Source organism: Vibrio sp. 1288 (genome assembly GCF_033344475.1).
This window is the reverse complement of record NZ_JAWPOX010000001.1, coordinates 295194-308767: the sequence shown is the minus strand read 5'-3', so window position 1 is coordinate 308767 and position 13574 is coordinate 295194. Positions and strand designations below refer to the sequence as shown.

At 44.8% G+C, this 13574-nt stretch carries 15 protein-coding genes; 5 read left to right on the top strand and 10 right to left on the bottom strand.

The window, feature by feature from the left end:
* Nucleotides 1-32: 32 nt before the first annotated feature.
* Both R8O11_RS01415 and galU read left to right on the top strand, forming a co-directional pair.
* Complete coding sequence (locus R8O11_RS01415; protein ID WP_226083749.1) at nucleotides 33-1037, top strand: NAD-dependent epimerase; 1005 nt, start codon at nucleotides 33-35, stop codon at nucleotides 1035-1037.
* Nucleotides 1038-1090: 53 nt separating this feature from the next.
* Complete coding sequence (galU, locus tag R8O11_RS01410; RefSeq protein WP_226083747.1) at nucleotides 1091-1969, top strand: UTP--glucose-1-phosphate uridylyltransferase GalU; 879 nt, start codon at nucleotides 1091-1093, stop codon at nucleotides 1967-1969.
* Between the two features lie 153 nt (nucleotides 1970-2122).
* Here galU and R8O11_RS01405 read toward each other — a convergent pair whose 3' ends face one another.
* Together R8O11_RS01405 and tpiA are read right to left on the bottom strand one after the other, a co-directional pair.
* A complete protein-coding gene (locus tag R8O11_RS01405; protein WP_226083794.1) occupies nucleotides 2123-3109 on the bottom strand; it encodes an MBL fold metallo-hydrolase RNA specificity domain-containing protein in 987 nt (328 codons plus the stop codon).
* 45 nt (nucleotides 3110-3154) lie between these two features.
* Nucleotides 3155-3925, bottom strand: coding sequence for a triose-phosphate isomerase (tpiA, locus tag R8O11_RS01400; protein ID WP_318193850.1), 771 nt, complete (start codon nucleotides 3923-3925; stop codon nucleotides 3155-3157).
* Between the two features lie 270 nt (nucleotides 3926-4195).
* On the opposite strand from tpiA, the gene R8O11_RS01395 reads away from it, so the two are divergent.
* On the top strand, nucleotides 4196-4543 hold the full coding sequence (locus R8O11_RS01395; protein WP_017635986.1) for a 5-carboxymethyl-2-hydroxymuconate Delta-isomerase: 348 nt from the start codon (nucleotides 4196-4198) through the stop codon (nucleotides 4541-4543).
* Nucleotides 4544-4704: 161 nt separating this feature from the next.
* Nucleotides 4705-5127: a DUF805 domain-containing protein gene (locus R8O11_RS01390; RefSeq protein WP_258646864.1), complete on the top strand. Its 423-nt coding sequence runs from the start codon at nucleotides 4705-4707 to the stop codon at nucleotides 5125-5127.
* A gap of 57 nt (nucleotides 5128-5184) precedes the next feature.
* Here the strand turns inward: R8O11_RS01390 and R8O11_RS01385 are convergent, their stop codons facing one another.
* From R8O11_RS01385 to glpX, 3 genes are all read right to left on the bottom strand, one after another.
* Complete coding sequence (locus R8O11_RS01385) at nucleotides 5185-5535, bottom strand: DUF3135 domain-containing protein (protein ID WP_258646863.1); 351 nt, start codon at nucleotides 5533-5535, stop codon at nucleotides 5185-5187.
* Between the two features lie 160 nt (nucleotides 5536-5695).
* Nucleotides 5696-6316 carry a helix-turn-helix transcriptional regulator gene (locus tag R8O11_RS01380; RefSeq protein ID WP_140367216.1) on the bottom strand — a complete coding sequence of 207 codons (621 nt, stop codon included), beginning with the start codon at nucleotides 6314-6316 and terminating at the stop codon, nucleotides 5696-5698.
* A 215-nt stretch (nucleotides 6317-6531) separates the two neighbouring features.
* Nucleotides 6532-7539, bottom strand: coding sequence for a class II fructose-bisphosphatase (gene glpX, locus R8O11_RS01375; RefSeq protein ID WP_265571231.1), 1008 nt, complete (start codon nucleotides 7537-7539; stop codon nucleotides 6532-6534).
* A gap of 348 nt (nucleotides 7540-7887) precedes the next feature.
* Between glpX and zapB the strand changes: the two genes are divergently transcribed.
* Entirely contained in the window at nucleotides 7888-8130 is a 243-nt protein-coding gene (gene zapB, locus R8O11_RS01370; protein WP_005379536.1) for a cell division protein ZapB, read from the top strand.
* Between the two features lie 135 nt (nucleotides 8131-8265).
* Here the strand turns inward: zapB and rraA are convergent, their stop codons facing one another.
* The 5 genes from rraA to ftsN form a co-directional block, all read right to left on the bottom strand.
* Entirely contained in the window at nucleotides 8266-8772 is a 507-nt protein-coding gene (gene rraA / locus R8O11_RS01365) for a ribonuclease E activity regulator RraA (RefSeq protein WP_005379537.1), read from the bottom strand.
* A gap of 76 nt (nucleotides 8773-8848) precedes the next feature.
* Entirely contained in the window at nucleotides 8849-9766 is a 918-nt protein-coding gene (locus R8O11_RS01360) for a 1,4-dihydroxy-2-naphthoate polyprenyltransferase (protein WP_005383178.1), read from the bottom strand.
* A gap of 1119 nt (nucleotides 9767-10885) precedes the next feature.
* Nucleotides 10886-12217: an HslU--HslV peptidase ATPase subunit gene (gene hslU, locus R8O11_RS01355; protein ID WP_318193849.1), complete on the bottom strand. Its 1332-nt coding sequence runs from the start codon at nucleotides 12215-12217 to the stop codon at nucleotides 10886-10888.
* Between the two features lie 23 nt (nucleotides 12218-12240).
* Nucleotides 12241-12792 (bottom strand): ATP-dependent protease subunit HslV, encoded by a 552-nt coding sequence (gene hslV / locus R8O11_RS01350; protein WP_005383176.1) that lies wholly within the window; start codon nucleotides 12790-12792, stop codon nucleotides 12241-12243.
* A gap of 114 nt (nucleotides 12793-12906) precedes the next feature.
* Entirely contained in the window at nucleotides 12907-13455 is a 549-nt protein-coding gene (gene ftsN / locus R8O11_RS01345) for a cell division protein FtsN (protein WP_025998522.1), read from the bottom strand.
* Nucleotides 13456-13574 lie beyond the last annotated feature (119 nt).

Sequence of the window (13574 nt, the reverse complement as noted above, 5' to 3'; positions counted from 1 at the left end):
ACTGGCTTTTTCTTTCATTAGGGCTCAAGAATATGAAATATTTAGTGACTGGCGCTGCAGGTTTCATTGGCAGTGCGACGGCAGAAAAACTTAATGCAGCAGGACATGAGGTCGTCGGGATAGACAACCTTAATGACTACTACGACGTTAATTTAAAATATGCCCGATTAGAACGCATTGAAAACCCACTGTTTAAGTTTGTTAATGTAGACATTGCTGATCGTGCAGCAATGGAGCAGTTGTTCGCAGCAGAAAAATTCGATCGAGTTATTCACCTAGCTGCCCAAGCTGGTGTTCGCTACTCATTAGAGAACCCACATGCTTATGCAGATTCAAACTTAGTTGGACACTTAAACATCCTTGAGGGATGCCGTCAAAACAAAGTAAGCCATCTAGTCTATGCATCTTCGAGCTCTGTGTATGGGCTTAATGCAAAAGTTCCTTTTGCCACTTCAGATAGTGTTGACCATCCAGTATCACTTTATGCAGCAACGAAAAAGTCTAACGAGTTGATGGCTCATAGCTACTCTCACTTATACGATATTCCAACGACAGGTCTTCGTTTCTTTACTGTCTATGGCTCTTGGGGCCGACCTGATATGGCACCATTTATTTTCACGAAGAAGATTCTTGATGGTGACACTATTGATATCAACAATAATGGCGATATGTGGCGTGATTTCACCCACGTCGACGACATTGTTGAAGGTGTAGTTCGTATTGCCGACGTACTTCCAGTTCGCAATGATGACTGGACGGTTGAGGGGGGGACTCCGGCAAACAGTTCTGCGCCTTACGCGGTTTACAACATTGGTCACGGCTCTCCAATCAATCTTATGGACTTTGTTAAAGCGATTGAAGATGAGCTTGGTATCGAAGCGAAGAAAAACTTCCGTGAGATGCAACCAGGTGATGTTTATCAAACCTACGCAGAAACAGAAGATCTTTTTGCTATAACAGGTTACAAGCCACAGGTAACGGTCAAAGAGGGCGTTGCTGAGTTCGTGTCTTGGTATAAAGATTTCTACAACAAATAAATACCAAACGAGGCGAAAGCCTCGTTTTTTATGATAGCTAGGTTAATACTCAAATGATTAAAAAATGTCTATTTCCTGCAGCAGGTTATGGTACCCGCTTCCTACCTGCAACAAAATCTATGCCGAAAGAAATGATGCCGGTTGTCAACAAACCATTGATTGAATATGGTGTTGAGGAAGCGATAGAAGCGGGCATGGATGGCATGTGCATTGTCACTGGTCGTGGTAAGCACTCTTTGATGGACCACTTCGATAAAAACTATGAGTTGGAGCATCAAATTTCAGGAACAAGCAAAGAAGCACTGTTGGACGATATCCGTTCTTTGATTGATTCAGCGAGTTACACATACATCCGTCAACGTGAGATGAAAGGTCTTGGTCATGCTATCTTGACTGGTCGTGAGTTGGTGGGTGATGAGCCATTTGCTGTTGTACTAGCAGATGACCTTTGTGTGAATGAAGAGCAGGGCGTATTAGCGCAAATGGTTGAGCTTTACAAGCAGTTCCGTTGTTCTATTGTTGCGGTTCAAGAAGTTCCAGAAACTGAGACCCATAAGTATGGTGTGATTGCTGGAGAGATGATCAAAGATGACATCTTCCGAATTGATAATATGGTAGAAAAGCCAGAACCAGGCACAGCACCAAGTAACTTAGCAATTATTGGTCGCTATATCTTAACGCCAGATATTTTTGATCTTATCGAAAATACGGAACCAGGCAAAGGTGGAGAAATCCAAATTACTGACGCATTGATGCAACAAGCGCAATCTGGTTGTGTTATCGCTTACAAGTTTAAAGGTCAGCGTTTTGACTGCGGTAGCGTTGAAGGTTACATCGAGGCGACAAACTATTGCTACGAGAACCTATACAAAAAAGCGTCTAGTGCTGAGCTTGCTAAAACACCAACCGTAAAGGTTGTTGAACCTGCATAGTTGTTCAGTCTCGTTACTAACGTGCTTTAACATGGCTTTCTGACGTACAAAGCTTAGTTAAAGCACGTGGATATTCATATTCTTATGCTGTTCTAACTCATTAACAATAAGTAAGAACGAGGTTGTATCGTTCTAATGTCGGCAGATATTAGTTTAATAAACCACCTTAATCCACTCTGCTTCCAACTTCTCTCCTAACTCACTTTTTGCTTCTTTCTCTCCATGTATCAAATACACGGCTTTTGGTTGTGCTGGAATACCAATAACAAACTTCAATAAATCGCTTTGGTCTGTGTGTGCAGAGTATCCAGAGATGGTATGGATCTGTGCGTTGGCTTCGATTGGTTGGTTATCGATATCCACCGTGTGGCTGCCTGATTGGATTTCTCGCCCTAAAGTTCCTTGCGCTTGATAACCCGCAAACAACACATCATTTCTTTTGTCTGGTAAGAGTGCTTTTAAGTAATTGACGATTCTTCCTCCTTCGCACATACCGGATGCAGCGACGACAATCGCAGGCTCATCGGTGGAGGCTAGTCGATTCACTAGTGCTTGATGTTCTCGATGGCTTTCTACAGTAATGCATTGTTCAAAGGCGAGGGGATGACGATGATTGTTGAGCTTTTGCTTTGCTTCTTTTCCCCACAGTTTTTTGAAACGGCGGTAGGTCTTCGTGACTCTTTTCGCAAGCGGTGAGTCTAGGGTAATTGGCAAAGAAGACGACAAGTCGCGTTGGTGAATCAGTTGCTCAATATCGAATAACAGTTCCTGTGTACGTCCTACGCTGAAAGCTGGGATCAGAATAACACCACCGTCTTGCAGTGCGTGATCGATAATGGCGTTCAAGCGCTCAGTTCGAGTGGCAATGTCTTCATGTTCTTTGTTGCCGTATGTGGACTCTATGAACAGATAGTCGGCACGCTTTGGAGGTTTTGGATCGGGTAAGAGCGGGGTATTGGACGGACCTAGATCACCGGAAAACACGATGATTTCATGATTGGGGAGTTTGAATTCTACGTAAGCGGAACCAAGAATGTGCCCTCCATGTTGGATGTGCAGAGGGATAAGGTTTCTAATGTCACATACGTTTTTTAGAGTGACAGAATTCACAGGGTAGTTCTCAGGCAAACAAAAAGGGATGCATGATGCACCCCTTTGTTATTTTTACTGAGAGTAAAAACGAGATTACGCTTTTGCTTTAGCCGCTGCTTTAGCGATTGCTGCGAAACTTTTCGCGTCTAGAGAAGCACCGCCAACGAGAGCGCCGTCGATGTCTGGTTGTGAGAAGTAAGCTTCAGCGTTTTCTGGCTTAACAGAACCACCGTATTGGATGATTACTTGTGCTGCAACTGCTTCGTCTTTCGCTGCGATTAGTGCGCGGATAGAAGCGTGGATGCGTTGTGCATCTTCAGCTGTTGCTGCTTTACCAGTACCGATAGCCCAGATTGGTTCGTAAGCGATGATTGCGCCGTTTAGAGCTTCAACACCGTAAGTGTCGATAACTGCGTTGATTTGGCGTGCGCATACAGCTTCAGTTTCGCCAGCTTCGTTTTGAGCTTCAGATTCACCGATACAGAAAACAGGAGTTAGACCGTTTTCTTTTAGGAAGTTGAATTTCTTAGCGATGAACTCGTCAGATTCGTTGTGGTATTCACGACGCTCTGAGTGACCGATGATGATGTGAGAAGCACCGAAGTCTTTCAGCATTTCTGGAGACATGTCGCCAGTGAAAGCACCGCTGTTATTTAGGTCAGTGTTTTGAGCACCTAGGATGATCTTGTTACCGCCCTCAATAATTAGACGCTCAGCCAGATCTAGGTAAAGTGCAGGTGGAGCTACTGCTACGTCAACACCTTCAACGCCTTCAAGCTCAGCGTTAAGACCAGTTAGCAGCTCAGTTACCATTGCTTTGCTGCCGTTTAGTTTCCAGTTACCCATCACTACAGGACGACGCATAGGAATATCTCCCTTATTTTTAATGTAAATAGTCTATTAATGTAAAAAATCTACGTAGCAATATAACAGAATAATAGGAACAGATCATGATTGGTATCATGTCTTATGTGGCTTTCTTTCTCCGTCTGGAGTCGAAGTTGTTCTGTTATTTTTATCAAAAGCAATCGATTGGTGATCGCGTAGACAGAATGATAGTTCATTCCTCGGAAATTACTGGCTAGATTGGTATTACTACGCACTGAATTTATTATGTTGTAGAAAGGAATCAAAATGCCAAACTTAGTTTTAGAGTATTCGAACTCAGTGGAAGAGCGAGTCAATGTACAAGGTTTGCTGGAAGACTTACATAAAGCTGCGTTAGATAGTGGCCTTTTTGAACTCGCGTCTGTGAAATCTAGAACGCTCCGGTGCCACAATTGGTTAATAGGAGAGGAGGGTGATAGCCTCGACTTTATCCATATCAACTTTGATTTGTTATCTGGTCGCTCCCAAGAACAAAAGCGAGAACTGTCACGAGCCTTGATGGCGACTCTTCAAGAGCAAGCTAGTCACGTGCACAGTTTAACGGTCAATATCCGAGACATGGATATAGATAGCTTCCAAAAGGTAGTGAACTAGGTGGTGCTGGATTGCTCGAGAACAGCGAGGGGTTATTGTTACGAATTCTCAGCCTGGCTCTGCTTGTTATAAGGACGTTGTGGGCACCCAAGTTATCGGTGTCCTTTCCAAACTATATCGACTCGGCTAATCTATAACCTTTCTACTTTGGGGTAAATTTGATGTCGACTAAAGAGTTACTGTTTTCTTTTCAAGGACGTATAGACCGTAAAACCTACTGGATTTGGAACGTAATTTACTATGTGTCCATTCTAGGCTTTGGTGCCGGTATCAGCCTACTGCTTCCTACTCTCTCTTATGTGCTTCTTCCTATTTTCTTGGTGGTCCTGTTGATCCCTGATTTGGCGATCACCACCAAGCGTTGGCATGACCGCAACAAATCGATCTATTGGCTAGCACTGAATATTCCGTTGATTATAGGACGAATTGCCACGCCAATGACTAGCCCTGCCGCGCAAGAGCCGTCGACCCCACAGATGTTCGTCGCTTCCATTTCTCTGATTTGTGGTTTATGGATTCTAATTGAATGTGGTTTCTTAAAGGGGACATCAGGACCAAACCAATATGGCCCTGAGCCGGAATAAGTATAGCTCTATGTTTTGGAATAAGACTCTAGGGTTCTAGAGTCTTATTCCTGCCTTTTAGTAAAAATCATCCCTATCTTTAAACGTATTTAAGCTAATCACATCCGCTTTTTGAGTCGGTGCCGCTTCCCCTTGTAGCGCTGCTTTGAACTTTACGACCTGTTTTTGCAACTCGTTCATCAATACCACATTGGTGTGATGAGGGTTTTTACACGTGCTAATGACTCTATCAATGTGGCTTTGTTGAGCCCACAATCTTTCTTTCATATTTTCTGATGCGCTCTCGATCATCTCTTTCGCCATCTCATGACGAAATTGCTCAAAAGCTTCTGGGTCTCGCTCTGCCATTCGAACCATTTCATCGAATGGAGGAAGCGTTTGTGATGGGATATGACGTAGATTAGACATCGATGCTCTCCAAATCCTTATGGAAATTGCCTTTAGTTACTAAAAGCCTATACCACTAGAAAGAGGAGAGAGGATGAATTCTTCAGCCGTCTCACTTATAAGAGTAGCTTTCAAGCTTGAGATTGAATAAGTGCGGCATGTCGATGTTTGGTTGTGGTGGTTACTGCAGTTGTTGGATGCGGTAAACGCAGCGTCTTTGGCCACTAATGATGTGTTCGGTACGCTCTACTTTGGTGTCACGTCCAAGTAAAGACTGAAAGACACTTAATTCTGATTGGCACAAGCTTGGGCAGCGAGTTGCGGCTTTACAAATCGGACAGTGATTTTCGATCAAGATGAATCCGTTCTCATCTTTCTCGAGCTCTGCCATATAGCCTTCTTGCTCTCTTAATGTGACGAGTGTTTCTAGTTTGCTTTGCAGAGAGTCGCATTGCTTAAGATGCTGACGATAACTTTGTAACGTGAGTTTTTCCCTTTCTGATGTGACTTTTTCCAGTCCATCTTTGCCAAAGATATGTTCGACAGCTTCTATAAACTGAATGGTCAACTCACCGTGACGGTCAGCAAATTGCTCATGACCTTTTTGAGTGAGAGACCAATGACGAGCAGGGCGACCAACTTTTACTTTTACGTCATGGATAGAAAGAATGCCATCATCTTCTAAACCTTGCAGGTGCTGACGAGCCCCCATGGTTGTCATACCTAGCTCAGAGGAGAGTTGTTTTGCAGTGACGGAACCATCACGCTTAACGATTTGCAATATCCTATCTACGGTCTTCATATACCCACCATTTATACGTCAGTAGATATTATGCGCGATAGGGTTAGTAAAGAAAAGTGTTGACTTAATTTGAGTGTGGCTTTGTAGGTGCTATCTTTATGCGAACCAATATATACACTCTGAACAGTGAGAAACGAGTGTGATTCAGAATCTATTGTCCGGTTGTGCGAAAAGAAAGGCTCACACTCAGATTGAGCGAGAGCCTCGAGAAATGCTTAAAGAATAATATCACGCACTTCTGGATCTTTACGATCTAGGTAGTGAGTCGACTTAATGCGACGAATAGTTCGGCATCGACCACGCACGAGCAGCGTTTCTGTGGTTGCAATATTGCCTTGGCGAGAGATGCCTTCTAGCAAGTCACCTTTAGTAATGCCTGTTGCTGAAAATACCACATTGTCGCTACGAGCCATGTCTTCCATTTTGAGGACAACATTCGCTTTTACGCCCATTTCATCGCAGCGTTTTAGTTCATCTGCACCGTAAATGCGGTTTTCTTCAGTATCGCCTTTTACTTCGTGACGAGGAAGCAGACGACCATGCATGTCACCATCTAGCGCTCGAATTACCGCTGCTGATACTACCCCTTCTGGCGCGCCGCCAATACAGTACATCATGTCCACTTCACTGTCTGGCATACAAGTCAGAATAGAGGCAGCCACGTCTCCATCAGGCACCGCAAAGACACGTACACCCATTGCTTGCATTGCTGCAATAATGTCATCGTGGCGAGGTTTCGCAAGGGTAATAACGACTAGGGTATCAAGTGGCTTGTTCAGGGCTTTTGCTACGTTCTCTAGGTTTTCTTTTAACGGCTTCTCTAAGTCAATTACGCCTTTTGCGCCAGGGCCAACAACCAGTTTTTCCATGTACATATCTGGCGCTTTAAGAAAGCTGCCTTTCTCACCTGCGGCAAGTACGGCTAGTGCGTTCGATTGTCCCATTGCCGTCATACGCGTCCCTTCAATCGGGTCGACTGCAATATCCACTTCATCACCACCAATACCAACTTGCTCACCAATGTACAGCATTGGCGCATCATCGATTTCACCTTCACCAATGACAATTTCACCACTGATATCTGTTTTATTCAGTAGCGTGCGCATAACTTCAACAGCTGCGCCATCGGCTGCGTTTTTATCGCCACGGCCAAGCCATTTGTAACCAGCCAGAGCTGCACCTTCAGTCACACGGGAAAATGCCATTGCTAAATCGCGTTTCATGATGTCTCCAAGTAAGCAAGAGGGAAGAAGAATTTGCGCGGCGATTCTATCACAAGGTCGGGTAAACGTTTGCCTTTTTGCGAGGCTTTTACTTTATCTAACTTGAATTTGATCAATACTTAGGGCGACTTTCAGCGTAGCGGGACGCAAAATCCTTGCTCAAAAATGCTTCGGCGACAAGAAAAGTCAGCGTTTAGTGAGATTGCGCTGATTTTTTGACCGAATGATGCAAAATATCGAATATAGTGAGTGTTTCTCATCGCGACGCTGAGTAGAATGAACCTTATATAGGTTAGGTGTGCATCAATCTCGCACATCGTCCCAACGGAATAACATAGGTAGGCCAAGATGTCTTTTGAAGTACTAGAACAACTAGAATCTAAAATTCAAACTGCAGTTGACACAATCACTCTTCTTCAGATGGAAGTCGAAGAGCTGAAAGAAGATAAAGCTAAACTTGCGGAAGAAGCTAACGAGCTTCGCTCTCAACGTGAAGAGCTAGAGCAAAAAGCACAACAAGCACAGCAAGAGCACGCACAATGGCAAGAGCGCATTCGTGCACTACTTGGCAAAATGGACGAAGTGGAATAATTCGGCTTTTTCATTCCAAATTAAAAACACCCGCGTTAAGCGGGTGTTTGTGTTTTAGGGAAGTAGAAAATGTTGAGACAAGGCTAGGCGCTAAGAGCCAAGAGAAGGCCCTATAACCTAGGCGCCTAAGACTCGTTATGCTTCTTCATCCAACTCTAAATCAATATTCAATGGTTCTGGCGACAGGATAATTCCGGTGCTATCAGCATAAATGTAATCTTCTGGAAGGAAGCTAACGCCGCCAAAGTTGACTGGTACATCCAATTCGCCAATACCCTGACTGGTCGCTCCAACAGGAATAGAAGCGAGGGCTTGAATGCCTAAGTTCATATCTTCAAGTTCATCTACTTCACGAACACAGCCGTAAACGACAATGCCTTCCCACTCGTTTTCTTCCGCAATGGTTGCGATTTCTGCATCGATAAGGGCTTTACGTAGGGAACCGCCACCGTCAATTAACAAAACGCGACCAAGTCCATCTTGCTCTAATGTCTCGCGGATCAACGAATTATCTTCAAAACACTTGATGGTGGTGATTTGCCCGGCAAATGAAGCGCGACCGCCAAAGTTACTGAACATTGGTTCAACCACATCTACCTGATCGAGGTAGATATCACAGAGTGCTGAGGTATTGTATTCCATAGCGTACCTTTCTAAACAGAAATTGGTTGTCTTTGAGTATATCTAGGCATTAAGTCAATGCAATGACAATCCTTTTTTAACTTACTAGAGTTTGAGCTACCACAATTGTTGCAAACAAAACGTTGGTGACTAGAGAGCATTTCACGATGACTGGCATCATTGGTGCTATTTGAGCAGGCTTTTGTGTATGCCAAACCGCTTTACCATGATCGGCCACGAAATAAATACTAAGTAAGAATGGCAAGCTAATCCAAACGGGTTTGTCTTGAATTAACAAGTAAGCCGCAAAGGCAAGGATAGCTCCGCCAAGTAAAATAAAGTGGTACTGTTTGGCTTTACGTTGACCTAAGCGTACCGCCACCGTACGTTTACCACACTCTCGGTCGTTCTCTATATCACGCATATTGTTGATATTGAGGACTGCAACAGCGAGTAAACCGCAGCCTAAAGCAGGTAAGAATAGCGTGGTGTCTACGTGACCGGTATGCAAGAAGTAGGTACCGGATACGCCGAGTAAACCAAAAAACAAGAACACTGATATATCGCCAAGCCCCACGTAACCGTATGGTTTGCTACCCATGGTATAAGCAATGGCTGCGAGAATGGCCAAAATTCCCAGCCCGATAAAAGTGACAATGCTTTCCAGTGAACTTAGTGAATAGAAAACTAACACCAAGCCTGAAATGGCGGTCAGAACGATGTTAAAGATAATCGCTTGTTTCATCTGTTTAGCACTTACCGCGCCAGACTGCATCGCTCGTAATGGACCGAGGCGTTTGTCGTTATCTGTGCCTTGAACGGCATCGCCATAGTCGTTTGCCAGGTTGGACAGAATTTGCAGCAATGTCGCGGTTACGAAAGCCATGATGGCAATCGTCAATGAGAAATGACCCGCCGAGTACGCGAGCACGCTACCTGTTAAGATAGAGACCAATGCCAGAGGTAATGTTTTTGGACGAGCGGCTTCAAGCCAGATCTGTAGAGATTGTTTCATGGAAATTTCGTGCTAGTAACCAATGTGCCCAGTATAAGCACAAAGAGGCAGATACGCTATTGACCTAAAACAACTCAGCTAGAAGTCAAAGGGTTATTCAGAATCTATCGTCCGATTGTGCGGTGGTGAAGGGGAGTGGGAAAGAATAGGCGTCTGCTGTTACCAGATTCTTAGTCTCGCTTGAGCTCGCTAGAATGACCAGGTCTTTTGATTTAGATGTTGTCAAAGTCACCGTCATTCTGAACAGCCAGGAACGAGGTGATTCAGAATCTATCGTCCCAATAGTGCCGTGGTTAAGGTGAGTTGGAAAGAAAGGCGTTTGCTGTTAGCTGATTCTTAGTCTCGCTTAAGCTCGCTAGAATGACGAGATCTTTTTGATCTAGATGTTGTCTAAGTCACCGTCATTCTGAACAGCGAGGAACGAGTGTGATTCAGAATCTATCATCCGATTGTGAAGTGTTACGGTGAGAGAGAAAGAATAGGCGTCTGCTGTTACTAGATTCTTAGTCTCGCTTGAGCTCACTAGAATGACGAGATCTTTTTGATTTAGATGTTGTCAAAGTCACCGTCATTCTGAACAGCGAGGAACGAGGTGATTCAGAATCGATCATCCGATTGTGCAGTGGTGAGGGTGAGTTGGAAAGAAAGGCGTTTGCTGTTAGCAGATTCTTAGTCTCGCTTAAGCTCGCTAGAATGACGAGATCTTTTTGATCTAGATGTTGTCTAAGTCACCGTCATTCTGAACAGCGAGGAACGAGTGTGATTCAGAATCGATCATCCGATTGTGAAGTGTTACGGTGAGAGAGAAAGAATAGGCGTTTGCTGTTAGCAGATTCTTAGTCTCGCTTAAGCTCGCTAGAATGATGAGATCTTTTTGATTTAGGTGTTGTCACAGTAACCGTCATTCTGAACAGCGAGGAACGAGTGTGATTCAGAATCTATCGTCCGATTGTGCGGTGATTAAGGTGAGCGAGGAAGAGTAGGCGTCTGTTGTTAGCAGATTCTTAGTCTCGCTTGAGCTCGCTAGAATGACGAGAGCTTTTGATTTAGATGTTGTCAAAGCATTCTCAACAAAAAGCCCAGAAACAAGGTTCTGGGCTTTGGTGGGATAGATTGCGGTTAAAGAATAAAGCGGCTTAGATCTTCATCTTCAATCGTGTCGCCTAGGCGCTCTTTCACATAAGCGGAATCAATAACGAATTTAGCGCCAGATTGCTCCGCTGCGTCGTAAGAGATTTCATCCATCAAGCGTTCCATTACGGTGTGTAAGCGACGAGCACCGATGTTTTCTGTGCTTTCGTTGACCGTCCATGCCGCTTCCGCGATTTGCGTGATGCCGTCTTCTGTGAATTCGATGTCCACATCTTCCGTTTTCATCAACGCAACGTACTGCTCTGTTAGAGAGGCTTTTGGTTCTGTCAGAATGCGTTTGAAGTCGTTACTGCTTAGTGCTTCTAGCTCAACACGAATTGGTAGACGACCTTGCAATTCTGGGATCAAGTCAGATGGTTTTGCCACTTGGAATGCACCAGATGCAACAAACAGAATGTGGTCTGTTTTTACCATGCCGTGCTTAGTTGATACCGTGCTGCCTTCAATCAATGGAAGTAGGTCGCGCTGAACACCTTCGCGTGAAACGTCTGGGCCTGAGCTTTCGCCGCGTTTACAGATTTTGTCGATCTCATCGATAAATACGATGCCGTTGTTTTCAACGTTGAAAATCGCTGCTTCTTTCAGCTCTTCTTGGTTAACCAGTTTTGCCGCTTCTTCTTCCGCTAACGCTTTCATTGCGTCTTTGATTTTCAGCTTACGTTTTTTCTTAGTGTCGCCAGCGAGGTTTTGGAACATGCCTTGCAGCTGGTTAGTCATCTCTTCCATACCAGGAGGCGCCATGATCTCTACGCCCATTTGTGGTGCGGCTACGTCGAGTTCAATTTCTTTATCGTCTAGTTGGCCCTCACGCAGTTTCTTACGGAAGATCTGGCGAGTGTTAGAAGACTCTTCCGTTTGCTCTGCTTGACCCCAGCTATCACGTGCCGGTGGCAGTAGCGCATCAAGAATACGTTCTTCCGCTTGCTCTTCTGCGCGGAACTTCACTTTTTCCATCGCTTGTTGATGCGTCATTTTTACCGCGACATCTGTTAGATCACGGATGATGGTTTCAACTTCTTTACCAACGTAACCCACTTCGGTGAATTTTGTCGCTTCAACTTTGATGAAAGGGGCATTTGCCAGTTTTGCGAGGCGTCGTGCGATTTCGGTCTTACCAACACCAGTAGGACCAATCATCAAGATGTTTTTGGGCGTCACTTCGGCACGCAAGTTTTCTTCAAGCTGCATGCGGCGCCAGCGGTTGCGAAGTGCAATCGCAACCGAACGCTTGGCTTTTTCTTGACCGATAATGTGGCGGTTCAATTCATGAACGATTTCGCGAGGCGTCATTTCAGACATATTCTTTCCTTACTTCGTTACGATTACGCGGTTGGTTTTTCAGGCTCTACTGTTGAGTCTAGCTCTTCTACCGTGTGGTGATGGTTAGTGAAGACACAAATATCACCCGCGATATTAAGAGCTTTTTCCGCGATCTCACGAGCATCTAGATCTGTGTTTTCTAGTAGGGCGGTTGCGGCTGCTTGTGCGTAAGCACCACCAGAGCCAATCGCAATCAGGTCGTGTTCTGGCTGTACGACATCACCATTACCGGTAATGATTAACGATGCGGTTTCGTCGGCAACGGCAAGTAAGGCTTCGAGCTTGCGCAGAGCACGATCGCTACGCCAGTCTTTGGCTAGCTCAACTGCTGCTTTGGTTAGGTGACCTTGGTGCATTTGCAGTTTGCTTTCGAAGCGCTCAAAAAGGGTGAAGGCATCCGCAGTACCGCCTGCAAAGCCCGCTAGTACTTGGTTGTTGTATAGGCGGCGAACTTTGCGCGCATTACCTTTCATTACGGTATTGCCTAGAGATACTTGGCCATCACCCGCGATGACGACTTTATTATTTCGACGTACAGATACAATGGTAGTCACAGTCGACCTCTTGATTATTTCTCTTTGGATTTAATTCAGTATATGGGGGAGGAGAAATGGGGATTCAAGGGGCAAAAAGAAAGGCCCTAGGATCTTAGCTCCTAGGGCCTGAGTTTAAAGATTTTCTTTCCAAATCGCGCACGGCTCGATTTTCGCGCGTTGCAGTTTATGACGGTCACGTTCTGCATCACGTTTGAACTTATACGGACCTAGTACCACGCGATACCATGAACTGCCTTCTTTCTTACGAATCTTGCTCGACATCCCTTGGAATGCGATTGCAAGCTTGCGCTCTTCTGCTTGTGCCTGGGTTTTGTACGCGCCACACTGCATGATGTAAGGAATTTTAGAAACTTCAATTTCTTTGGCCACAACTTCAACTTCACGTTTCGGTAGTGACTCAACATATTCCCATTTTTCTTCTGGTGGTGGCGGCAAATCTTTTTTCGGTTTTGGTTTACTTACAGTGGTTGTTGGCTGTTTCACTACAGGCTGTTTAGGTTCTGGATCGCTACTCAAAAGGTAAAGACCATAGCCAAAACTACCCACTAGCAAGATAGCGAGCAGACCACTACGCCAAGGCTTTTTTCTTATCGGCGGCTGTTTTTTTGTCGACTTTTTTGGGGCGCCTCGCCCCCGTCTTACATAATCTCTATTTGCCACGGTTATTTCTGGTCATCAAGGATTCTTGCAAATATGTTAATCCAGAACGAGTTGAGAAAACACCCTATTGATAGAATCTTGATAGCTAAAGCGCGACAACGCCCGAGTATAGGGGTGTG

Coding starts and splice junctions, on each gene's coding strand:
- R8O11_RS01380 (WP_140367216.1), bottom strand. CDS start 6,316: ATGAAGACCGTAGATAGGATATTGCAAATCGTTAAGCGTGATGGTTCC.
- R8O11_RS01385 (WP_258646863.1), bottom strand. CDS start 5,535: ATGTCTAATCTACGTCATATCCCATCACAAACGCTTCCTCCATTCGAT.
- hslU (WP_318193849.1), bottom strand. CDS start 12,217: ATGTCTGAAATGACGCCTCGCGAAATCGTTCATGAATTGAACCGCCAC.
- tpiA (WP_318193850.1), bottom strand. CDS start 3,925: ATGCGTCGTCCTGTAGTGATGGGTAACTGGAAACTAAACGGCAGCAAA.
- glpX (WP_265571231.1), bottom strand. CDS start 7,539: ATGAAACGCGATTTAGCAATGGCATTTTCCCGTGTGACTGAAGGTGCA.
- rraA (WP_005379537.1), bottom strand. CDS start 8,772: ATGGAATACAATACCTCAGCACTCTGTGATATCTACCTCGATCAGGTA.
- R8O11_RS01390 (WP_258646864.1), top strand. CDS start 4,705: ATGTCGACTAAAGAGTTACTGTTTTCTTTTCAAGGACGTATAGACCGT.
- galU (WP_226083747.1), top strand. CDS start 1,091: ATGATTAAAAAATGTCTATTTCCTGCAGCAGGTTATGGTACCCGCTTC.
- R8O11_RS01395 (WP_017635986.1), top strand. CDS start 4,196: ATGCCAAACTTAGTTTTAGAGTATTCGAACTCAGTGGAAGAGCGAGTC.
- zapB (WP_005379536.1), top strand. CDS start 7,888: ATGTCTTTTGAAGTACTAGAACAACTAGAATCTAAAATTCAAACTGCA.
- R8O11_RS01360 (WP_005383178.1), bottom strand. CDS start 9,766: ATGAAACAATCTCTACAGATCTGGCTTGAAGCCGCTCGTCCAAAAACA.
- R8O11_RS01415 (WP_226083749.1), top strand. CDS start 33: ATGAAATATTTAGTGACTGGCGCTGCAGGTTTCATTGGCAGTGCGACG.